Origin of the sequence: Isoptericola sp. NPDC058082, from assembly GCF_042885055.1 — a bacterium.
Lineage (GTDB): Bacteria > Actinomycetota > Actinomycetes > Actinomycetales > Cellulomonadaceae > Isoptericola.
Genome location: NZ_JBHVSQ010000012.1, coordinates 97,305 through 119,033, shown reverse-complemented (window position 1 = coordinate 119,033; position 21,729 = coordinate 97,305). Strand labels below are relative to the sequence as shown.

General features: G+C 73.3%; 20 protein-coding genes. 18 read left to right on the top strand and 2 right to left on the bottom strand.

The features are described from left to right. The first annotated feature begins 102 nt into the window (after nucleotides 1-102). Complete coding sequence (locus tag ACFVS0_RS16140; RefSeq protein WP_430550358.1) at nucleotides 103-1,623, top strand: peptide MFS transporter; 1,521 nt, start codon at nucleotides 103-105, stop codon at nucleotides 1,621-1,623. A 46-nt stretch (nucleotides 1,624-1,669) separates the two neighbouring features. Here the strand turns inward: ACFVS0_RS16140 and ACFVS0_RS16135 are convergent, their stop codons facing one another. Continuing rightward, entirely contained in the window at nucleotides 1,670-2,245 is a 576-nt protein-coding gene (locus ACFVS0_RS16135; protein WP_430588518.1) for a DoxX family protein, read from the bottom strand. Between the two features lie 258 nt (nucleotides 2,246-2,503). Between ACFVS0_RS16135 and ilvD (ACFVS0_RS16130) the strand changes: the two genes are divergently transcribed. The 14 genes from ilvD (ACFVS0_RS16130) (at nucleotide 2,504) to ilvC (ending at nucleotide 18,379) form a co-directional block, all read left to right on the top strand. Further along, entirely contained in the window at nucleotides 2,504-4,366 is a 1,863-nt protein-coding gene (ilvD, locus tag ACFVS0_RS16130) for a dihydroxy-acid dehydratase (RefSeq protein ID WP_430545873.1), read from the top strand. An 84-nt stretch (nucleotides 4,367-4,450) separates the two neighbouring features. After that, on the top strand, nucleotides 4,451-5,359 hold the full coding sequence (locus ACFVS0_RS16125; RefSeq protein ID WP_430550355.1) for a tryptophan 2,3-dioxygenase: 909 nt from the start codon (nucleotides 4,451-4,453) through the stop codon (nucleotides 5,357-5,359). Next, a complete protein-coding gene (locus ACFVS0_RS16120) occupies nucleotides 5,356-6,408 on the top strand; it encodes an amidohydrolase (RefSeq protein WP_430588517.1) in 1,053 nt (350 codons plus the stop codon). Before ACFVS0_RS16125 ends, ACFVS0_RS16120 begins: the two co-directional genes overlap by 4 nt. Beyond that, nucleotides 6,405-7,667, top strand: coding sequence for a kynureninase (locus tag ACFVS0_RS16115; protein WP_430588516.1), 1,263 nt, complete (start codon nucleotides 6,405-6,407; stop codon nucleotides 7,665-7,667). The genes ACFVS0_RS16120 and ACFVS0_RS16115 overlap by 4 nt, the downstream gene beginning before the upstream one ends. Nucleotides 7,668-7,710: 43 nt before the next feature. After that, complete coding sequence (locus ACFVS0_RS16110; RefSeq protein WP_430564112.1) at nucleotides 7,711-8,154, top strand: hypothetical protein; 444 nt, start codon at nucleotides 7,711-7,713, stop codon at nucleotides 8,152-8,154. A 51-nt stretch (nucleotides 8,155-8,205) separates the two neighbouring features. Beyond that, nucleotides 8,206-9,942: a dihydroxy-acid dehydratase gene (gene ilvD / locus ACFVS0_RS16105; RefSeq protein WP_430588515.1), complete on the top strand. Its 1,737-nt coding sequence runs from the start codon at nucleotides 8,206-8,208 to the stop codon at nucleotides 9,940-9,942. A 58-nt stretch (nucleotides 9,943-10,000) separates the two neighbouring features. Continuing rightward, nucleotides 10,001-10,567, top strand: a complete 567-nt coding sequence (locus ACFVS0_RS16100) for a pyridoxamine 5'-phosphate oxidase family protein (protein ID WP_430550350.1) — start codon at nucleotides 10,001-10,003, stop codon at nucleotides 10,565-10,567. A 39-nt stretch (nucleotides 10,568-10,606) separates the two neighbouring features. Beyond that, nucleotides 10,607-10,921, top strand: coding sequence for a 4a-hydroxytetrahydrobiopterin dehydratase (locus tag ACFVS0_RS16095; RefSeq protein WP_430550349.1), 315 nt, complete (start codon nucleotides 10,607-10,609; stop codon nucleotides 10,919-10,921). 45 nt (nucleotides 10,922-10,966) lie between these two features. Next, complete coding sequence (locus ACFVS0_RS16090) at nucleotides 10,967-12,295, top strand: VOC family protein (RefSeq protein ID WP_430564115.1); 1,329 nt, start codon at nucleotides 10,967-10,969, stop codon at nucleotides 12,293-12,295. A gap of 132 nt (nucleotides 12,296-12,427) precedes the next feature. Continuing rightward, on the top strand, nucleotides 12,428-13,489 hold the full coding sequence (locus ACFVS0_RS16085; RefSeq protein WP_430588514.1) for an ABC transporter ATP-binding protein: 1,062 nt from the start codon (nucleotides 12,428-12,430) through the stop codon (nucleotides 13,487-13,489). Next, nucleotides 13,486-14,574 carry an ABC transporter permease subunit gene (locus tag ACFVS0_RS16080; RefSeq protein ID WP_430564116.1) on the top strand — a complete coding sequence of 363 codons (1,089 nt, stop codon included), beginning with the start codon at nucleotides 13,486-13,488 and terminating at the stop codon, nucleotides 14,572-14,574. Before ACFVS0_RS16085 ends, ACFVS0_RS16080 begins: the two co-directional genes overlap by 4 nt. A gap of 300 nt (nucleotides 14,575-14,874) precedes the next feature. Continuing rightward, nucleotides 14,875-16,713 (top strand): acetolactate synthase large subunit, encoded by a 1,839-nt coding sequence (locus ACFVS0_RS16075; RefSeq protein WP_430550345.1) that lies wholly within the window; start codon nucleotides 14,875-14,877, stop codon nucleotides 16,711-16,713. A 29-nt stretch (nucleotides 16,714-16,742) separates the two neighbouring features. Beyond that, on the top strand, nucleotides 16,743-17,264 hold the full coding sequence (gene ilvN / locus ACFVS0_RS16070) for an acetolactate synthase small subunit (RefSeq protein ID WP_430550344.1): 522 nt from the start codon (nucleotides 16,743-16,745) through the stop codon (nucleotides 17,262-17,264). An 86-nt stretch (nucleotides 17,265-17,350) separates the two neighbouring features. Continuing rightward, complete coding sequence (gene ilvC / locus ACFVS0_RS16065) at nucleotides 17,351-18,379, top strand: ketol-acid reductoisomerase (protein ID WP_429763836.1); 1,029 nt, start codon at nucleotides 17,351-17,353, stop codon at nucleotides 18,377-18,379. Between the two features lie 170 nt (nucleotides 18,380-18,549). Here the strand turns inward: ilvC and ACFVS0_RS16060 are convergent, their stop codons facing one another. Then, nucleotides 18,550-18,984 carry an NUDIX hydrolase gene (locus ACFVS0_RS16060; RefSeq protein WP_430550385.1) on the bottom strand — a complete coding sequence of 145 codons (435 nt, stop codon included), beginning with the start codon at nucleotides 18,982-18,984 and terminating at the stop codon, nucleotides 18,550-18,552. Nucleotides 18,985-19,010: 26 nt separating this feature from the next. Between ACFVS0_RS16060 and ACFVS0_RS16055 the strand changes: the two genes are divergently transcribed. From ACFVS0_RS16055 to ACFVS0_RS16045, 3 genes are all read left to right on the top strand, one after another. Continuing rightward, on the top strand, nucleotides 19,011-19,538 hold the full coding sequence (locus tag ACFVS0_RS16055; RefSeq protein ID WP_430564117.1) for an ASCH domain-containing protein: 528 nt from the start codon (nucleotides 19,011-19,013) through the stop codon (nucleotides 19,536-19,538). A gap of 74 nt (nucleotides 19,539-19,612) precedes the next feature. Continuing rightward, nucleotides 19,613-20,512, top strand: a complete 900-nt coding sequence (locus ACFVS0_RS16050) for a macrolide 2'-phosphotransferase (RefSeq protein ID WP_430588513.1) — start codon at nucleotides 19,613-19,615, stop codon at nucleotides 20,510-20,512. 92 nt (nucleotides 20,513-20,604) lie between these two features. Beyond that, a complete protein-coding gene (locus ACFVS0_RS16045; RefSeq protein ID WP_430588512.1) occupies nucleotides 20,605-21,648 on the top strand; it encodes a 3-isopropylmalate dehydrogenase in 1,044 nt (347 codons plus the stop codon). Nucleotides 21,649-21,729: the final 81 nt, after the last annotated feature.

Below are 21,729 nucleotides of genomic sequence, written 5' to 3'. Positions count from 1 at the left end.
CTGACAGCCGTGGACTGTGGAACCCCCCGCCGACGGGCCACCCGGGCTCCCCGGCCGGGGCGCCCGGTCGCCGTCGTCTCCCGCCGGTGCGAGAGTTTTTTCATGACCGATCAGGCAGCGGCGCCGTCGCACCCGGAGCACGAGGGCGACCGCGCGTTCTTCGGGCACCCGCGCGGCCTCATGACCCTGGCCGGCACGGAGCTGTGGGAGCGGTTCAGCTACTACGGGATGCGCGCCATCCTCCTGTACTACCTGACCGACACGGTGGCCAACGGCGGCCTCGGGATGGACGCCACCACCGGCGCCGCGTTCGTCTCGATCTACGGCACGTCGGTGTACCTGCTGTCGGTGGTCGGCGGCTGGCTCGCCGACCGGATGATCGGGGCCCGGCGCGCGGTGCTGTACGGCGGGATCGTCATCGCCGCCGGCCACGTGTCGCTCACCCTGCCCACGTACGGCTTCTCCATGCTGGGGATCGGCCTGGTCGCGTTCGGCACCGGCCTGCTCAAGCCCAACGTGTCGTCGATGGTGGGCGAGCTGTACTCGCGCGACGACGAGCGTCGCGACCCGGCGTTCTCGATCTTCTACATGGGGATCAACATCGGGTCGTTCTTCTCCCCGCTGATCGTGGGCGTCGTCGAGCAGGCGTGGGGCTACCACGCGGGCTTCGCGGTGGCGGCGATCGGGATGGCGTTCGCGCTCGTCTTCTTCGTCGGCGGCTACCGGTACCTCGGTGCCGCGGGGACGGACGTGCCGAACCCGATCACGCCCGAGGACCGCCCCGCCGTGGTGCGGCTCGGGCTCTACGTGGTCGGCGCCATCGTCGTGGCCGCCGCCCTGGCCGCGGTCGTCGCCGGGGGCTGGGCCGTCGAGACGTTCATCGACGCCGTGTCGTACCTCGCCCTCGTGACGCCGGTCGTGCTGCTCGTCGTGATGTACCGCTCGAAGCGCGTGACGGCGGCCGAGCGTCCGCGCGTCGTCGCGTACGTGCCGCTCTTCGTCGCCGCGATGCTGTTCTGGATGATCTTCGAGCAGGCGGCGACGACGCTCGCGGCGTTCGCCGCCGACCGCACCCAGCTCGAGCTGTTCGGCATCAGCCTGTCGCCCGCCTTCTTCCAGTCGGTCAACCCGGCGTCGATCATCATCCTGGCGCCGGTGTTCGCGTGGATCTGGACGAAGACGGGGGACCGGCCGCCCACGGCGTACAAGTTCGTCATCGGCCTGACGCTGGCGGCCCTGTCGTTCCTGTTCCTCGCGGGGATGTCGGCCGTCTTCGCCGACGAGCTCGCCCCGCCGTGGGTGCTCATCGGGGTCTACGTGATCCAGACGCTCGGCGAGCTGTGCCTGTCGCCGGTAGGGATCGCGGCGACGACGCTGCTGGCGCCGCGAGCGTTCCGCGGCCAGGCGATGGCCCTGTGGTTCCTGTCGTCGGCCGCCGGCCAGGCGATCACCGCGCAGACCATCGAGGCGACCGAGGGGGTCTCCGACACCGCCTACTTCGGCGGCATCGGCGTGGTGGCGCTGGCGTTCGCGGGGGTCCTCCTGCTGCTGGCCCCGTGGGTGACGCGGCACATCCGCCACGCGGACGAGCTGGAGCACACCCACAGCGCCGGCGCGTCCTGACCGCGCCGGCGCCGTGGGGGCGCCGGGTGCCTCGGGCGGCTCCGCGTCAGCGCAGCCAGCTCGCGCTGCCGGGCACCGGCGAGGCGGCCCACGCGCGGCCGAGGCCCCAGGTGTCGCCGGCGCGGGTGAGCGCGAGAGCGGCCAGCAGCGCCGTGAAGACGAGGTGCTGGTCGACCAGCGGGTTCTGCGAGCCGGCGGCGAAGGGCCACGTCGAGAGCCACAGCGTGAGCATGAGCAGCCCGCCCGCCACGGCGCCCACGCGCAGCCCGATGCCGAGCAGGAGCGCGATCCCCGTGCCGAGCATCCCGAGCATGAACAGCCAGTCGACGGCGGGGCCGCTCAGCGCGGCGAAACCGGCGGCCAGCGGGCTCTCGATCGAGCTCAGGTAGCCCTCGGTCGGCGAGCTGCCCGCCACCCAGGCCCGCTCGTCCGGCGTGGCGTACCCGAGGCCGAAGGTCTTGTCGGCCACGGGCCACAGGAACACCACGGCCAGGAGGATGCGACACAGCGCGAGGGCGCGTCGCGCGCCGGGCCGGGTGACGACGCGGTCGGCGTCCTCCCCGTTGCGGGCGTGGTCGGTGACGGTCGTGCCGGTCGTGCTGCCTGCGGCGGTCGCGGTCATGAGTGAGCTCCCTGATCGTGGTGCGCTGCGTGGTGCCTGCGAGATGGACGTGTGCGTCCGATTTGGATGGATTACTGATGAACCTGGGACAACTTGCCAAGGTCTCCGGCGCGTCGCAACCATTTCGTGACCTTCGGATCGTTTCAGCAGGTGAACCGACCACTGGGCGGACGGATGCCCGCGATGCGGGACAGCGGGCGTAGCGTGCTCGTGCGCGTCGTCCGCGACGGCGCGGCAGAACTCGTCGAAGGAGCTGACATGAGCCGTCCCCTGCGCTCTCGGACGTCCACCCACGGCCGCAACATGTCCGGTGCCCGCGCGCTCTGGCGCGCCACCGGCATGGGCTCGGAGGACTTCGGCAAGCCGATCGTCGCGATCGCGAACTCGTACACGCAGTTCGTCCCCGGTCACGTCCACCTCAAGGACATGGGCGACCTGGTCGCCTCGGCGATCCGCGAGGCGGGCGGCGTGTCCAAGGAGTTCAACACCATCGCCGTGGACGACGGCATCGCGATGGGCCACGCCGGGATGCTCTACTCGCTGCCCAGCCGCGACCTCATCGCGGACTCGGTCGAGTACATGGTCAACGCGCACTGCGCCGACGCCCTCGTGTGCATCTCCAACTGCGACAAGATCACGCCGGGCATGCTCAACGCGGCGCTGCGGCTCAACATCCCGGTGATCTTCGTGTCGGGCGGGCCGATGGAGGCCGGCAAGGCCGTCGTCGCCGACGGCGTCGCGAAGACGCCCCTGAACCTCATCAACGCGATCAACTACTCGGCCGACGACAACGTGTCCGACGCCGCGCTGGCCCAGGTCGAGGAGAACGCCTGCCCGACGTGCGGCTCGTGCTCCGGCATGTTCACGGCGAACTCGATGAACTGCCTCACGGAGGCGCTCGGGCTGTCGCTGCCGGGCAACGGCTCCACGCTGGCCACGCACGCCGCCCGCAAGGAGCTCTTCCTCGAGGCGGGTCGCACCATCGTCGACCTCGCGAAGCGCTACTACGAGGACGAGGACGACTCCGCCGCCCCGCGCTCGATCGCCACGAAGGCGGCGTTCTCGAACGCCATGGCGCTCGACGTCGCGATGGGCGGCTCCACCAACACGGTGCTGCACATCCTGGCCGCGGCCCAGGAGGGCGAGGTCGACTTCGACCTCACGGACATCGAGGCGATCAGCCGCCGCGTGCCGTGCCTGAGCAAGGTGGCGCCGAACCACCCGGACTTCCACATGGAGGACGTGCACCGCGCCGGCGGCATCCCCGCGCTGCTGGGGGAGCTGGACCGTGCGGGCCTGCTCGACCACGACGTCACCTCCGTGCACACGCCCACGCTGCGCGCGTGGCTCGACGACTGGGACGTGCGGGGCGGCAAGGCCACCGAGCGGGCGCAGGAGCTCTTCCACGCCGCCCCCGGCGGGGTCCGCACCACCCAGGCCTTCTCGACGTCCAACGTCTGGGAGAGCCTCGACACCGACGCCGCGAACGGCTGCATCCGCGACCTCGAGCACGCGTACACCGTGGAGGGCGGCCTGGCCGTGCTGCGCGGCAACCTCGCCGAGGACGGCGCGGTCTTCAAGACCGCGGGCGTCGACCCCGACGTCTTCCACTTCGTGGGGAAGGCCCTCGTCTGCGAGTCGCAGGACGACGCGGTCGAGAAGATCCTCACCAAGCAGGTCCAGCCGGGCCACGTCGTCGTCGTGCGCTACGAGGGCCCCGCCGGCGGCCCCGGCATGCAGGAGATGCTCTACCCGACGTCGTTCATCAAGGGCCGCGGCCTGGGCAAGGTCTGCGCCCTTATCACCGATGGTCGGTTCTCCGGCGGGTCGAGCGGCATCTCCGTGGGGCACGTGTCGCCCGAGGCGGCGGCCGGCGGCACGATCGGGCTGATCGAGGACGGGGACGAGATCGAGATCGACGTCGACACCCGACTGATCCGCGTCAACGTGCCGGACGAGGTGCTCGCCGAGCGTCGCGCCAAGATGGAGGCCCGCGAGAACCCGTGGCAGCCGCTGAACCGCGACCGCTACGTCTCCCCGGCGCTGCAGGCGTACGCCGCGATGGCGACGTCGGCCGACCGCGGCGCGGTGCGCGACGTGTCCCTCATCGCGCGCCGCTGACACCGCGGACCCTCGACGGCGCCCGCCCCGACCCCGCGCCCGGGTGTGGGCGGGCGCCGCGCGCGCTGCCTTAGGCTCCGGGGCATGGTCGACCAGCCCGAGCCCCCCGCCGCGCCCCCTGCCCCGTCCAACGAGCGCGAGCTGGAACCGGGGATCGTCACGGACCTGCGCGAGCGCATGACCTACGGCTCGTACCTGCACCTGGACACGCTCCTGGCCGCGCAGGAGCCGATCAGTAGCCCCGCGCACCACGACGAGATGCTGTTCATCGTGCAGCACCAGACCACGGAGCTGTGGCTCAAGCTCGTGCTGCACGAGCTGGTCTCCGCGCGCGACCTGCTCGCCGCGGACGAGCTCGGCGCGGCGCTCAAGCGCATCGCCCGCGTCAAGCACGTGCAGCGCACGCTCACCGAGCAGTGGTCGGTGCTCGCGACGCTCACGCCCAGCGAGTACGCCCAGTTCCGTGGCTTCCTCGGGAACGCGTCCGGCTTCCAGTCGTGGCAGTACCGGGCCGTCGAGTTCCTGCTGGGCAACAAGAACGCCCGCATGCTCGCGGTGTTCGACGCCGAGCCCGAGGCGCAGGCAGAGCTCGCGCGGCTGCTCGGCGAGCCCAGCGTGTACGACGAGTTCCTGCGCTACCTCTCCCGCCACGGCCACGACGTGCCGCGACGCGTGCTCGAGCGCGACGTCACGACAGCGCACACGCTCGACGACGACCTGGTCGAGGTGTTCCGCCGGATCTACGCCGACCCCGAGTCGGACTGGTCGGCGTACGAGACGTGCGAGGAGCTCGTCGACCTCGAGGACAACTTCCAGCTCTGGCGCTTCCGCCACATGAAGACCGTGCTGCGCATCATCGGCACCAAGCGGGGCACCGGGGGCTCCAGCGGCGTCGGCTTCCTCCAGCGGGCGCTCGACCTCACCTTCTTCCCCGAGCTCTTCGCCGTGCGCACCGAGCTCGGCCCGACGGCCGGACCGGGCGCCCGGTCGTGACCGGAGCGCTGGTCGTGCCCCCGGGTGTCGCCCCGGTCGGCCTCCCTGCCGACGTCCCGCCCGAGGTGCGGCGCCGGCTGGGGGAGGGCGGCACGCTGCTGCCGCCGTTCACGGACGCGCACGTGCACCTGGGGCTGGTGGACCCGGCGCCGCTGCGTTCCCGCGGCGTCGCCGCGGTGCACGACCTGGGCTGGATCCCCGACGACGTCGCGGCCCTGGCCGCCGACCCGGCGCTGCCGCGCGTCGCGTACGCGGGCGCGTTCCTCACCGCGCCGGGCGGGTATCCGAGCGACCGGTCGTGGGCGCCCCCGGGAGCGGTCGAGGAGGTCGCCGACCCGGCCGCCGCCGTCGCGGCCGTGGACCGGCAGGTCGCGGCGGGCGCGTCGTTCGTCAAGGTCGCCCTGCACGGCGACGCCGGCCCGGTGGCCGACGACGCCACCCTGGCCGCCGTCGTCGGACGGGCGCACGAGCGCGGGACCGACGTCGTCGCGCACGCCGAGGGGCCGGGCCAGGCGGTGCGAGCGTTCGAGGCGGGCGTCGACCGGCTCGCGCACGCGCCCTTCAGCGAGCGCCTGCCCGACGAGCTGCTCGTCGCGATGGCCGCCGGCAGGGCGACGGGTGGGCCGACAGGGCGACGGTCGATGACCTGGCTCAGCACGCTCGACATCCACGGCTGGGGCGACCCGACGCGCGAGCACGAGGTGGCGCTGGACAACGTGCGCCGCTTCGTCGCGGCCGGCGGACGGGTCCGGTACGGCACCGACCTCGGCAACGGTCCGCTGCCCGTGGGGCTGAACGCCCGCGAGCTCGCCGCGCTCGCGGCGGCCGGACTCGGCCGGCGGTCGCTGCTCGTCGCGCTGGTCGGCGACGAGCCGCCCGCCGGCCTGGTGTCGTTCGTGCCCGGCCCGGCGCCCGCCCCGGCCGACCCGGGCGCCGTCCACGCCGCCTGGTTCGCCCGCGCGACCGTCCTCGACGTCGCCGACCTGCGGGACCCGGACTTCGTCCCGCCTGCCGACACCCACCCGCCCGCCGACGGAGGAGCCGCATGACCGAGAACGCCACCGCCCGCGCCGCCACGCTGGACGCCGCCGACCCGCTGGCGCGGTTCAAGGCCGCGTTCGTCGACTCCACGGAGGTGACCGCCTACCTCGACGGCAACTCGCTCGGCCGCCCCACGAAGGCGTCGGCCGAGCGGCTCGCCCGCTTCGCGCCCGACGGGTGGGGCGCGCGCCTCATCCGCGGCTGGGACGAGGAGTGGTACGACCTGCCCCTGCGCGTCGGTGACCGCATCGGCACGGTCGCGCTCGGCGCGGCGCGGGGCCAGACGTTCGTCGGCGACTCGACGACGGTGATCCTCTACAAGCTGGTGCGGGCCGCGCTGGCGTCCCCGCGCGTCGCCGGGCGCGACGAGATCGTGCTCGACTCCGGCAACTTCCCGACCGACCGCTTCGTCCTGGAGGGTGTCGCGCGCGAGCACGGCGCCACGCTGCGCTGGATCGCCCCGGACCACGACGGCGGCGTCACGCCCGAGCAGGTGTCCGCCGTCCTGTCCGACCGGACGGCGCTCGTGGTGCTCAGCCACGTCGCCTACCGCTCCGGGTACGTGAGCGACGCCGCGGAGATCACGCGGCGTGCGCACGGCGCCGGGGCGCTCGTGCTGTGGGACCTGTGCCACTCCGCCGGCGCGGTGCCCGTCGCGCTGGACGCGTGGGGTGCCGACCTCGCCGCCGGGTGCACGTACAAGTACCTCAACGGCGGGCCCGGGTCGCCCGCGTTCGGCTACGTCCGCGCCGACCTCCAGGAGGAGCTCACCCAGCCGATCCAGGGCTGGATGGGCAGCGACCAGCCGTTCGAGATGGGCCCCGCCTACGCGCCGCACGCCGGGGTGCGACGATTCCTGTCGGGCACCCCCGCGATCGTCGGGATGCTCGCGATGCAGGACATGCTCGACCTCCTCGCCGACGCCGGGCTGGACGCCGTCCGCGCGAAGTCGGTGGCGCTCACCCGGTTCGCCCTGGAGCTGGTGGACGACCTGCTCGTTCCGCTCGGCGTCCGGGTCGCGTCGCCGCGCGACGACGACCGGCGGGGGAGCCACGTGACCGTCGACCACGACGCGTTCGCCGACACCCTGCCGCTGCTGTGGGAGCGGGGCGTCATCCCCGACTTCCGCCGGCCGAACGGGCTGCGCCTCGGACTCTCGCCGCTGTCGACGTCGTTCGACGAGCTGCGCGTCGGCGTCGAGGCGGTACGCGACGCGCTGGTCGAGGTCACCAGGGCGCGCGAGCAGGAGCCCTCCCGACCAGCATGAGGGCGAGGCGGCGCCGCGCCGCCCGGACCGAGGGAGCGCACGCATGCACGAGGTCGTCGCCCGGACGCCTCGTCAGACCCGGCTGTTCTGGGGGCTGCTGGTCACCTGGACCTGCGTGCTCGCGGTGAACACCGCGCGGCTGGCCGGCGGCGCGGACCGGTCGACCGTCGTCCTGGCCGTCGTGGCCGCGCTCGGGATGGTGGCCGCGCTGGCGCAGCTCGTGGCGTCCAGGAGCGGGCAGCTCGTCCTGACCGACGACGAGCTCCGGGTGGAGCGGCGTCGTCGCCCTCTGGCGATCCCCCGCGCCGACGTCCGCGCGGTGCGCGGCAACCTCCGGGACCGGCCCACCTGGTCCGACCAGGTCATCGTCGAGCACGCCGGGGGCGAGACGCGGCTGCCGCGGTACGACCTCGCGCCGGGCCTCGTGATCGCCCGCCTGCAGGAGTGGGCCCGCGTGGGCGAGCGCCCGGACGGCGCCGCCGGCTGAGGGATCGTCGCCCGCCGCGACCACGGGCGGCGCCGCTCCTACAGTGAGTCCATGAGCGCCGACGCCCCAGCCACCCCGGACCTCACGACCGATCGCGCACCGGATCTCAAGCCCCGCTCCCGCCAGGTCACCGACGGCCTGGAGGCCACCGCCGCGCGCGGCATGCTGCGCGCCGTCGGCCTCGGGGACGCCGACTTCGCGAAGCCGCAGATCGGCGTCGCGAGCTCGTGGAACGAGATCACGCCGTGCAACCTGTCGCTCGACCGGCTGTCGCAGGCGGTGAAGCACGGCGTGCACGCCGGCGGCGGCTACCCGCTCGAGTTCGGCACCATCTCCGTCTCCGACGGCATCTCCATGGGGCACGAGGGCATGCACTTCTCGCTCGTGTCGCGCGACATCATCGCCGACTCCGTGGAGACGGTGATGCAGGCGGAGCGGCTGGACGGCTCGGTCCTCCTCGCAGGCTGCGACAAGTCGCTCCCGGGGATGCTCATGGCGGCCGCGCGCCTCGACCTCGCGAGCGTGTTCCTCTACGCCGGCTCGATCATGCCCGGCTGGGTGAAGCTGTCCGACGGCACCGAGAAGGACGTGACGATCATCGACGCGTTCGAGGCCGTGGGGGCCTGCGCGCGCGGGCTGATGAGCGAGGAGGACGTCGGCCGGATCGAGCGCGCGATCTGTCCCGGCGAGGGTGCGTGCGGCGGCATGTACACGGCGAACACGATGGCGTCGGCCGCCGAGGCGCTCGGCATGTCGCTGCCCGGGTCGGCCGCGCCGCCGTCCGCCGACCGCCGCCGCGACGCGTTCGCGCAGGCGTCCGGCGAGGCGGTCGTGGAGCTGCTGCGGCGCGGCATCACCGCGCGGCAGATCCTCACCAAGGAGGCCTTCGAGAACGCCATCGCCGTGGTGATGGCGTTCGGCGGCTCGACGAACGCGGTGCTGCACCTGCTCGCCATCGCGCACGAGGCCGAGGTGGAGCTCACCCTCGACGACTTCTCCCGCGTCGCCGACCGCGTGCCGCACCTCGGCGACCTCAAGCCGTTCGGCCGGTACGTCATGAACGACGTCGACCGCATCGGGGGCGTGCCCGTGGTGATGAAGGCGCTGCTCGACGCCGGGCTGCTGCACGGCGACTGCCTCACGGTCACGGGCCGCACGGTCGCGGAGAACCTCGCGGACATCGACCCGCCCGACCCGGACGGCAAGATCCTGCGTGCCCTCGACCGGCCGATCCACCCCACGGGCGGCATCACGATCCTGCACGGGTCGCTGGCCCCCGAGGGCGCGGTCGTGAAGTCGGCGGGGTTCGACTCCGACGTCTTCGAGGGCACCGCCCGCGTCTTCGAGCGCGAGCGGAGCGCCCTGGACGCGCTGGAGGACGGCACCATCACCGCCGGCGACGTCGTCGTCATCCGCTACGAGGGCCCCAAGGGCGGCCCGGGGATGCGCGAGATGCTCGCCATCACCGGCGCGATCAAGGGCGCCGGCCTCGGCAAGGACGTGCTGCTCATCACCGACGGGCGGTTCTCCGGCGGCACCACCGGGCTGTGCGTCGGGCACATCGCGCCCGAGGCCGTCGACGCAGGGCCGATCGCGTTCGTGCGCGACGGCGACCGGATCCGGCTCGACGTCGCGAGCAAGACGCTCGACCTGCTGGTCGACGACGCCGAGCTCGCCGCCCGCCGGACGGCGGACTGGACCCCCGTGCCGCACGGCTACACCCGCGGGGTGCTCGCCAAGTACACGAAGCTGGTGCAGTCCGCGTCCAAGGGTGCCGTGCTGGGCTGAGCGCCCACCACCCGGTCGGCCGTCGACCGGCCGCGGCCCGCGCGGCAGGATGGCGCCCATGGGAAAGGTGCACGAACGTATCGACGGCCGGTTGCGGGGCTTCGTCGAGTCGCAGCACGTGTTCTTCGTCGCCACCGCCCCGCTCGCCGGGGACGGGCGCGTGAACGTCTCGCCCAAGGGGGTCGACGGGTCGTTCGTCGTGGTCGACGAGCACACCGTGGCCTACCTCGACCTCACGGCGTCGGGCGCGGAGACGATCGCGCACCTGCGCGAGAACGGCCGGATCACCCTCATGTTCTGCGCCTTCGACGGGCCCCCGAACATCGTCCGCCTGCACGGCCGGGGGCGCGTCGTGACGCTGTACGACGACGAGTACGCGTCGTGGGAGCCGCGGTTCACCGAGCGGCGCGGGGCGCGGGCCGTGATCGTGGTCGACGTCGAGCGGGTCTCCGACTCCTGCGGGTACGGCGTGCCCCTGCTCGACTACGCGGGCGAGCGCGACCTGCTGCCGCCGTTCATGGACCGCAAGGGCGCCGACGGGCAGGCCGACTACCGCCGGCAGAAGAACCGCACGAGCATCGACGGCCTCCCGGCGTTCGACGACGACCCCCTGCCCGCCGGCTGACACCGCGCGAACGGTGCTCGGTCGGGCCATGCTGGGCGCATGACCGACTCGATCACCCCGCGACAGTTCGCCCACTCCGACGGCGTCGGCGACTGGCACGCGGACGAGGGCTCCGCGTGGGCCGTGTTCCGCAGCGGGTCCTTCGCCGCCGGGGCGCGGTTCGTGGACGCGATCGCCGAGATCGCGGACGCCGTGAACCACCACCCCGACGTGGACCTGCGCTACGGCACCGTCCTGGTCCGCACCTCGTCGCACGACGCCGGCGGCCTGACGACGCGCGACGTGGACCTGGCCCGGCGGATCAGCGACGCCGCGGCCGAGCTGGAGCTGCCGGTCGAGACGTCGCGGCACTGACGCCGTCGGTCACCGCAGCCAGGACGCCGACGGACGGGGGAGGCCATGCCCGACGAGATCACCGCGGCCGGGTTCGAGGCCGCCGGGGGCACCGAGGACTGGCGTGCCCTCGCCCGCGGCGCGAGCGCCCTCTTCCGCACCCGTGCGCCCGGCGAGGGCGCCGTCCTCCTCGAGCGCGTCCGCGTGCTCGCGGACGCCGCGAACCACCACCCGGACGTCGACCTGCGGGCGGGCGGCGTCGTCGTGCGTGTGCTGTCCCACGACGTCGGCGGCCTGAGCGAGCGCGACGTCGCGCTGGCCCGGGAGGTCTCCGCCGCGGCGGCGGATCTCGGGCTCGACGCCGACCCTTCGGCCGTGCAGGACGTGGAGCTGACCGTCGACGCCGCCGACCGCGAGCAGGTCATGCCCTTCTGGGGAGTGGTCCTCGGGCACACCCGCTCCGGGGCGGACCTCCTCGACCCGCACGGGCGGTGGCCCGGCGTCTGGTTCCAGGCCATGGACGAACCGCGGCCCTTGCGCAACCGGCTGCACCTCGACGTCTTCGTGCCCCACGACGTGCGGCAGGCGCGCGTCGACGCGGCGCTCGCGGCCGGGGGGCGGGTCACGACCGAGGAGTTCGTGCCGCACTGGTGGACGCTGGCGGACGCGGAGGGGAACGAGGCGGACGTCATCGCCTGGGAGGGGTTCGAGGAGGACCTGGCCGACGGCCTGCTCACGCCCGCGGAGTTCCGGGCGGCGGGCGGCGTGGAGGACTGGCGGGTGCTCCTGGGGGCCAGCGCGTACTACGCGACGGGCGGCTTCGACGCGGGCGTCGAGCTGGTCGCCCGGGCGGCCCGCGCGGCCGAGGAGGCCGGCGTGCCGCTGTTCGCCGACCTGCGGTACTCCGGCGTCACCCTGCGCGTCGGACCGCCCGAGGACGGCTGGATCGGCCCCGCCCGGCTCGGGGTGGCGCAGCGGGCGCAGGCCGCCGCCCGCGACCTCGGGCTGCGCGCCGAGCCCGCCGTCCTGCGCGACGTCCAGCTCACGTTCGACGCCCTCGACGTCGACGCGGTGCGCCGGTTCTGGGCGGCGGCGCTCGGCTACACCGAGCGCGGGACGACGGACCTGTACGACCCCCTGCTGCGCGGTCCCTCGGTGTTCCTGCAGCCGATGGCCGAACCGCGCGAGCAGCGCAACCGGGTCCACGTGGACGTCATGGTCCCCGCCGACGTCGCCGACGCACGCGTGGCCGCCGCCGTCGCGGCCGGCGGCACGGTCGTGCGGGACGCGGAGGCGCCGTTCTGGCGCACGGTCGCGGACCCCGAGGGCAACGAGGTGGACATCGCCGTGATCCCGGGGCGTGCCGAGGCGTGGGCGGGCGAGCCGGCCGGGTGAACCGTCGCAGCAGGGTCAACCTCGGGTAGCGGGGACCTTTCGCCCACGTCAAGGCTGCTCTATCCTCCCTGGCAGCGCCGTCGTCCGACAGGCGCGACCGACAGGCCGCGCCGCGGCCACGAGGAGGTGGCGGTGGCCGTGCTCGACGGTGCCCGGGGTGGTGGAGAGCTCGCGATCGAGACGCGAGGGCTCCGCAAGACGTACCGGAGCGTGCGAGGGAGGTCGGTCGGGGTCGAGGGCCTCGACCTGCAGGTGCCCGTGGGCGGCGTGCACGGGTTCCTCGGCCCCAACGGGTCAGGGAAGACGACGACGATCCGCATGCTCCTGGGCCTGGTCCGGCCCGACCGCGGGACCGCGACGATCTTCGGGCACGAGGTGCCGAAGCGGCTGCCCGAGGTGGTGGGACGGGTCGGCGCCATCGTCGAGAGCCCCAAGTTCTTCCCCGCGTTCAGCGCCCGCCGCAACCTGCGCCTGCTCGCCGACGCGATCGACGCCCCCGCCGGCCGGGTGGACGCCGTCATCGACGAGGTCGGGCTCACCGGGCGGGCACGCGACAAGTACAAGGGCTACTCGCTCGGCATGAAGCAGCGGCTCGCGATCGCGGCGACCCTGCTCAAGGACCCCGACCTGCTCATCTTCGACGAGCCCACCAACGGCCTCGACCCCGCGGGCATCCGGGAGATCCGGCAGACCATGCGAGGCCTCGCCGACCAGGGCAAGACCGTGCTGGTGTCCAGCCACATCCTGGCCGAGGTCGAGCAGATCGCCGACACGGTCTCGATCGTGGCCCGCGGGCGGCTCGTCGCCTCGGGCCGGGTGGCCGACCTCATCGGTGCCGGCTCCGCGACCGGGTCGGTCCGGCTGCGCGTCGCGCCGACGGACCTGACCATCGCGACCAGCATGCTCGAGACCAGCGGGCTGCTCGTGCGGCGCGAGCACGACGCGCTGCTCGTCGACGGCGCCGCCGACCCCGCGGCCGTGAACCGCGCCCTCGGCGAGCGTGGCGTGTGGGTGCGCGAGCTCACCCCGCTCCAGGCCGACCTCGAGTCGGTGTTCCTGGGCCTCACGGCGCACGAGACGCCCGGCGGTCACACGCACCAGGGCGACCGCACGCGTCGTGGTGGCCCGCCGCCCGAGCCGGCGCACTCCGCGACGACGCCGGCCACCCCGGCGGCCCCGGAGGCGGACGCATGAGCCGCCTGCTGCGCGTCGAGCTGCGCCGGTTGTGGGCGCGCCAGATCACGCGTTGGGCGTGCGTCGGAGTTCTCGCGCTGGTCGCCCTGAGCGGCGCGGCGACGTTCCTGTCGGCGCCCCCGCCGAGCGCCCAGGAGGTCGCGAACGCGCAGGAGATGTTCGCGTCCGACCAGGAGGAGTGGGAGAAGGACGGGGAGCAGCAGGTCGCCGACTGCGAGGCCGCGGCCGAGGCCGAAGGCCTCACCCCGCAGGAGTGGGGCTGCGACCAGCTGGCCCCCCGCCTGGACTGGTACCTGCCGCCCACGCAGACCTTCGTCCCCGACGAGGCCCAGGTCGAGATGCTCTACGGGGAGCCCGAGGTCAACGCGCAGGACGGCGCGACCCGGGCCGCCGTGACGGAGATCCAGGCCTCGGTGTGGAACGGGTGGTCGGGTCTCGCGTCGCTCGACGACCTCGCGGTGCTGCTGCTCCTCGTCGCGCTGGTGGTCGGGGTGAGCTTCGTGACCGCCGAGATCAACAGCGGGTCGCTGGGGATGTGGCTCACGTTCGAGCCGCGCCGGCAGCGCGTGTACTGGTCGAAGGCGGTGGCTGCCGCGCTCGGCACGGTCCCGCTGGTGCTGGTCGGGTTCGCGCTCCTGGTCGGCGCCTCGTACGCGGTGTACGCCTCGTTCGGCACCCTTGGCGACCTCACGGGCGCCGTCTGGCTGGAGGTCGCCGCGTTCACCGGGCGCCTCGTCGCGGCCGGGGCCGTGCTCGCCGCGCTCGGCGTGGCGCTCGGCACGCTGTTCAAGCACGCCGCCGCCGCCGTCGGTCTGGTCGGCGTGGTCGCCTGGGCCTGCGTGGCCTTCGCCTACTCGTTCGGCGAGGTGCAGCGCTGGCTGCCGACGACGGCGCTCTCGGCCTGGTTGCAGGGCGGGTACGTGTACACGACGGAGCGGTGCACCCCGGACGCCGACGGCGTCTTTTCGTGCGTCCCGGTGGACCACGTCGTGACCACCGCGCAGGGCGGGCTGACCGTCGCGGCGCTCGCCGTCGTCGTCACTCTGCTCGCGCTGCTCGTGTTCCGGCGTCGCGACGTGAGCTGACCGTGAGCTGACCGTCGCCGTCGCGGCGCAGGTCGTGAGCCCGGTGACCCCCATGTTGTCCGCATGATGGGACACCGGGCTCACGACGTGACATCGGTGAACCGCGGGCGTAACGTTCGATCCGTGCAGACGATCCTCGTAGTACTTCTTCCCGGGCGCGCCGACTAGGCCCACGCACCAGGCTTCGTCAGCGCGCTCACCCCTCGTCAGTCCCGTCATCCCGGGACCGGGGGGTTTTTCATTGCAGCGACACCCCTCGCCAGACCCTTCGCCCGCAAGACCGACCGGCAGGAGAGACCGATGGTCCAGCCGAACCCGACCCCCGCCCAGGTGGCCGCCCGCACCGCGTCGCGCAGTGCCGACGGTGCCGCCGGCCGAACCGTGTCCGGTGAGGAGGTCACCGGCGCCGAGTCGATCGTCCGCTCGCTCGAGTCGGTCGGCGTCGAGAACGTCTTCGGCATCCCGGGTGGCGCGATCCTCCCGCTCTACGACCCGCTCATGGACTCGAAGCAGATCCGCCACGTCCTGGTGCGGCACGAGCAGGGCGGCGGGCACGCGGCCCAGGGCTACGCCCACGCGACCGGCAAGGTCGGCGTGACGATGGCGACCTCGGGCCCCGGCGCGACCAACCTCGTGACGCCCATCGCCGACGCGCACATGGACTCCGTCCCGCTGGTCGCGATCACCGGCCAGGTGGCGCAGTCCCTCATCGGTACCGACGGGTTCCAGGAGGCGGACATCGTCGGCATCACGATGCCGATCACCAAGCACTCCTACCTGGTCACCGACCCGGCGGAGATCCCGCGCACGATCGCGGAGGCGTTCCACATCGCGTCGACGGGCCGGCCCGGCCCGGTGCTGGTCGACATCGCGAAGTCCGCCATGCAGGCCACCACCGAGTTCTCCTGGCCGCAGGAGCTGTCGCTGCCCGGCTACCACCCGGTGACCAAGCCGCACGCCAAGCAGATCCGCGAGGCCGCCAAGCTCCTCGCCACCGCCCGCCGCCCGGTGCTGTACGTGGGCGGCGGCGTCGTCCGGTCCGGCGCGTCGGAGGCGCTGCGCCGGCTGGTCGACACCTCGGGCGCGGCCGTCGTCACGACGCTCACCGCCCGCGGCGCGGTGCCGGACAGCCACCCGCAGCACCTGGGCATGCCGGGCATGCACGGCACCGTCCCGGCCGTCGCCGCGCTGCAGAAGGCCGACCTCGTGGTGGCCCTCGGCGCCCGCTTCGACGACCGCGTGACCGGCCGCCTGTCGAGCTTCGCCCCGCACGCCGCCGTCGTGCACGCCGACATCGACCCCGCGGAGATCGGCAAGAACCGCCCGGTGGACGTGCCGATCGTCGGCGACCTGCGCGAGGTCATCGCGGACCTGGTGCCCGCCCTCGAGGCCGAGCACGCCAAGGTGGGCAAGCCCGACCTGGCGGCCTGGTGGCACCAGCTCGACACGTGGCGCGAGACGTACCCGCTGGGCTACTCGCCCACCGACGACGGCCACCTGTCCCCGCAGCACGTGATCTCCCGCCTGGGCGAGCTGGCCGGCCCGGACGCGATCTACGCCGCGGGCGTGGGGCAGCACCAGATGTGGGCGGCGCAGTTCATCCGCTACGAGCGCCCGCGCACCTGGCTGAACTCCGCGGGCCTGGGCACCATGGGCTTCGCGGTCCCCGCCGCGATGGGCGCCAAGGTCGGCGAGCCCGACCGCGAGGTGTGGGCCATCGACGGCGACGGCTGCTTCCAGATGACCAACCAGGAGCTCGCGACCTGCGCGATCAACGACATCCCCATCAAGGTGGCGCTGATCAACAACAGCTCGCTCGGCATGGTGCGGCAGTGGCAGACGCTCTTCTACGACGAGCGCTACTCCAACACCGACCTGCACACCGGGCACGGGACCCGGCGTATTCCGGACTTCGTGAAGCTCGCGGACGCGTACGGCTGCGAGGGCATCCGCGTGGAGCGCGAGGACGAGGTCGACGCCGCGATCAAGCGGGCGCAGGAGATCGACGACCGCCCCGTGGTCATCGACTTCCAGGTCTCGCGCGACGCCATGGTGTGGCCGATGGTCGCCGCCGGGGTGCCGAACGACGACATCCAGTACGCGCGCGGCATCTCGCCCGCGTGGGACCGCGAAGACTGACCGGCCGACGAGCAGAGACGGAGCCACCCATGTCGCGTCACACCCTGTCCGTGCTGGTCGAGAACAAGCCCGGCGTCCTCACCCGCGTCACCGCGCTGTTCGCCCGCCGGGCGTTCAACATCCACTCCCTGGCCGTCGGGCCCACGGAGCACGAGGAGATCTCGCGCATCACCGTGGTGGTCGACGTCGAGGAGCACCCGCTCGAGCACGTGACGAAGCAGCTGAACAAGCTGATCAACGTCATCAAGATCGTCGAGCTCGACCCCGAGTCGTCCGTGCAGCGCGAGCTCCTGCTCGTCAAGGTGCGGGCCGACCAGGCCACCCGCGCGGGGGTGCTCGAGGTCGTCGACCTCTTCCGCGCCCACGTCGTGGACGTCGTCCCCGACACGGTCGTCATCGAGGCGACCGGCACGGCCGCCAAGCTGTCCGCGCTGCTCGCGGCGCTTGAGCCGTACGGCGTCCGCGAGATCGTGAAGTCCGGCACGCTCGCCGTGGGCCGCGGCTCGCGGTCCATCACCGACCGAGCGCTGGAGCGCGTGCGCACGGCCTGACGCCGTTCGCGTACCGTCATCCCCGCGGGTGACCACATACCGACCTGTAGTGACGAACGCAGTACCGAGAACCGAGGAGCATCACCGTGGCTGAGCTGTTCTACGACGACGACGCCGACCTGTCCATCATCCAGCAGCGCAAGGTCGCGGTCATCGGCTACGGCAGCCAGGGCCACGCGCACGCGCTGAACCTGCGCGACTCGGGCGTCGACGTCCGCGTCGGCCTGCGCGAGGGCTCCGGCTCCGCGAAGAAGGCCGAGGACGAGGGCCTGCGCGTGCTGACCGTCGCCGACGCCGTCAAGGAGGCGGACGTCGTCGTCATCCTCGCGCCGGACCAGGTGCAGCGGCACGTGTACCGCGACGAGATCGCCCCGAACCTCAACGAGGGCGCGGCGCTCGTCTTCGGGCACGGCTTCAACATCCGCTTCGGCTACATCAAGCCCGAGGCCGGCCACGACGTGCTCATGGTCGCCCCCAAGGGCCCGGGCCACCTCGTGCGCCGCGAGTACGTCGACGGCCGCGGCGTGCCGGTGATCGTCGCCGTCGAGCAGGACGCGTCGGGCTCCGCCTGGGAGCTGGCCCTGTCCTACGCGAAGGGCATCGGCGGCCTGCGTGCCGGCGGCATCAAGACCACCTTCACCGAGGAGACCGAGACCGACCTGTTCGGCGAGCAGGCCGTGCTGTGCGGCGGTGCCTCGCAGCTGGTCCAGTACGGCTTCGAGACGCTGACCGAGGCGGGCTACCAGCCCGAGGTCGCGTACTTCGAGGTGCTGCACGAGCTGAAGCTGATCGTCGACCTCATGGTCGAGGGCGGCATCGCCAAGCAGCGCTGGTCCGTCTCCGACACGGCCGAGTACGGCGACTACGTCTCCGGACCGCGCGTCATCGACCCGCGCGTCAAGGAGAACATGAAGGCCGTCCTCGCGGACATCCAGAACGGCGCCTTCGCCGAGCGCTTCATCGCGGACCAGGACGCGGGCGCCCCCGAGTTCACCGCGCTGCGCGAGAAGGGCGAGGCGCACCCGATCGAGACCACCGGCCGCGAGCTCCGGAAGATGTTCTCGTGGATCAAGCCCGCTGACTCCGACTACACGGAGGGCAGCGCCGCTCGCTGACCCACACCGTCAGCAGCGACGCGCGCGGCCGTCGTCCCCCACCCGGGGGCGGCGGCCGCACGTGCGTCCGGACGCCCGCGAGCCCGGGTCGCGTCGAGGTAGCACCCGTCGTGCCGAGGTAGTGCGGGTCGTGCCGAGGTAGTACGAGGAACGGCGAGGTGTTCCGTCCGTCAGCCGAGCAGGCCCGCCCACCCCCGGACGACGTCGACGAGCTCGACGCGGTCGAGCGCGTCCACGTCGGACAACCGGTGCCACGCGACGTCGTCGGTGGTGCCGTCGGACTCCCTGGTGAGCTCGCCGCCGACGACGTGCGCGCGGTAGACGATGCGGATGCCCTGCAGCGCCACCGCGTGGTCGGTGCCGTCCACGACGACGCGGCCCTCGGGCGGGATCACGATGCTGTCGACGCCGAGCAGGCCGTCGAGCGCGACGTCGTACCCGGTCTCCTCCCGCAGCTCGCGGACGGCTGCGTCCTCCGGGTGCTCGCCGGGGTCGATGCCGCCCCCGGGCATGGTCCAGCCCGACCCGACGTCGCTCGACCAGTGGGGGAGGAGGATGCGGTCGCCCTCGACGACCAGGGCGTAGGCGGCGACGCGGGTGTCCATGCTGGTCATCCTGGCAGGATGGACCCATGAGCGACGACGCGAACCCCGGGCTGGATCCCGAGCAGGCCGACAGCATCACGCAGTTCTGGGACGTCGCGCGCCCGAGCGCCGGCCGCACCAGCCACGGCGGTGCCGTGGGGGAGCGGTCCGAGAACGTGGTGCCGCCGCCGGCCTGGGCGTTCGGGGACTCGTCCGAGCTGGCGGACGAGCTGCTGGGCCTCGTCCTCGACGGCGTGAAGACCGGCACCGCCGCCGCGGTCTGGGAGTACGAGGCCGCCGACGAGCCGCTGCCGCGCAAGGGCGACCTGTCGATCGTGCTCGACGGCGAGGGCGCGCCGCGGCTGCTCATCAGGACCACGCAGGTGGAGACGGTCCCGTTCGACGAGGTCACGGCCGAGCACGCGGCGGCCGAGGGCGAGGGTGACCGGTCGCTGGCCGACTGGCGCGAGGGCCACGAGCGCTACTGGCGCCGCACGCTGCCGCAGATCGGGCGCGAGTTCGACCCGTCGATGCCGGTCGTCTGCGAGCGGTTCAAGGTGCTCTACCGCGCCTGACCCGCGCCCGGCGGATGCCGTGCGCCGCCAGACAGCGCTGGGTCCGGGTGGCGCGAAGATGAGAGCGTGGCCCGATGAGCACGATCGACGACGTCTTCGCCCTGGCCGCCGCACACGGGCTGCACCTGTCACCGGCGGGGGCCACCGTGACCGAGGCGGGCCTGGACTACCGGGTCGTCATGGCCGACGACGCGGACGGGCGCCGCTGGGTGGCGCGTGCGCCGCGCCGGGCGGACGTCTCGGACGGGATGGACGCGGAGGTGCGCATCCTGGACCTGGTCGGCCCGGTGCTGGCCGCCGAGGGCGTCGCGGTCCCCGACTGGCAGGTCCGTTCGGCCGACCTCGTCGCCTACCGGGCGCTTCCGGGGGCTCCGGGCCTGACCCTGACGGACGCCGGCGAGCCGGTGTGGCACATGGACCCCGCGGACGCCGACTACGCGGCCCGGCTGGGCCGCCTCCTGGCGCGCCTGCACTCCATCGCCCCCGAGCAGGCCGGGGAGGCGGGGGTCGAGGTCCGCACGCCGGCGCAGGTCCGGCAGGCGTGGGCCGACGACGTCGCGAGGGTCCTCGAGGCGTTCCCGGTCGCCCCTGAGCTCGCCGAGGCCTGGCGCGAGTGGCTGGCCGACGACTCCTGCTGGCCGGAGCGGACGGTGATGACGCACGGGGAGATCTATCCCGCCCACGTCCTGCTCGCCGACGACGGCGCGATCACGGGCGTGCTGGACTGGACGACCGCGCGCGTGGACGACCCGGCCCGGGACCTGGCGGCGCAGTTCGGCGCCGCGGGCGAGGAGCTGCTGCACGCCGCCCTGGACGCCTACGCGGCCGCGGGCGGGCCGCTGCACCCGGGTCTGGCCGCTCAGGCGAAGCACTTGTGGGACGCCTCGCCGATCGGGTACGCGCTCTACGCCCTGACCACCGGGGCCGAGAGCGACCGGGCGGCGGCGGTCGCGATGCTGAACCCGGAGGCCTGACCGATGCCGTCGCCCCAGGTGGTGGCTACGGACGGTGTCTGACATATGAGATCTCCGTCCGCATCATGATCGAGGGGGCTTAGGCTCGGCCCATGACGCGGAGCATCGACCTGGCAGTGGTGGCCGGCGACGGCATCGGCACGGAAGTCGTGGAGCAGGGCCTGGCGGTCCTCGAGGCGGCCGTGGCCGGCTCGGACGTGAAGATCTCCACCACCGAGTTCGACCTGGGCGCGCGCCGCTGGCACGCGACGGGCGAGACGCTCACCGATGCCGACCTCGAGGCCATCAAGCAGCACGACGCGATCCTGCTCGGCGCCATCGGCGACCCGAGCGTGCCGTCGGGCGTCCTCGAGCGCGGCCTCCTGCTCAAGCTCCGCTTCTCGCTGGACCACTACGTGAACCTGCGCCCGGGCAAGCTGTACCCCGGCGTGACGAGCCCCCTGGCGAACCCCGGCGACGTCGACTTCGTCGTCGTGCGCGAGGGCACCGAGGGACCGTACGTGGGCAACGGCGGCGCGCTGCGCGTCGGCACCCCGCACGAGATCGCGACCGAGGTGTCCGTCAACACGGCCTTCGGCGTGGAGCGTGTCGTGCGCGACGCCTTCGCCCGGGCCCAGGCCCGCCCGCGCAAGCACCTCACGCTGGTGCACAAGCACAACGTGCTGGTCCACGCCGGGCACCTGTGGCGCCGCACCGTCGAGGCGGTCAACGCGGAGTTCCCCGACGTCACCACGGACTACCTGCACGTGGACGCCGCCACGATCTTCCTCACGACGAACCCGTCGCGGTTCGACGTGATCGTCACCGACAACCTGTTCGGCGACATCCTCACGGACCAGGCCGCCGCCATCACCGGCGGCATCGGCCTGGCCGCGTCGGCGAACATCAACCCCGACCGCACCGCGCCGTCCATGTTCGAGCCGGTGCACGGCTCCGCGCCGGACCTCGCGGGCCAGGGCAAGGCCGACCCGACCGCCACCGTGCTGTCGGTGTCCCTGCTGCTCGACCACCTCGGACTCGCCGAGGAGAGCAAGCGGGTGGAGGCTGCCGTCGCGGCCGACCTCGTCGAGCGCGGCGACCGAGTACGCACGACGGCCGAGGTCGGGCGCGACCTTGCCGCACGCGTCAACGGCTGACGACAGCCTCACCGTCGTCGCCGGACGGCGCGGCGCCACCCGCGCCGCGCCGTCGGACGTGTCGTCCGAGCCACCGCCCGC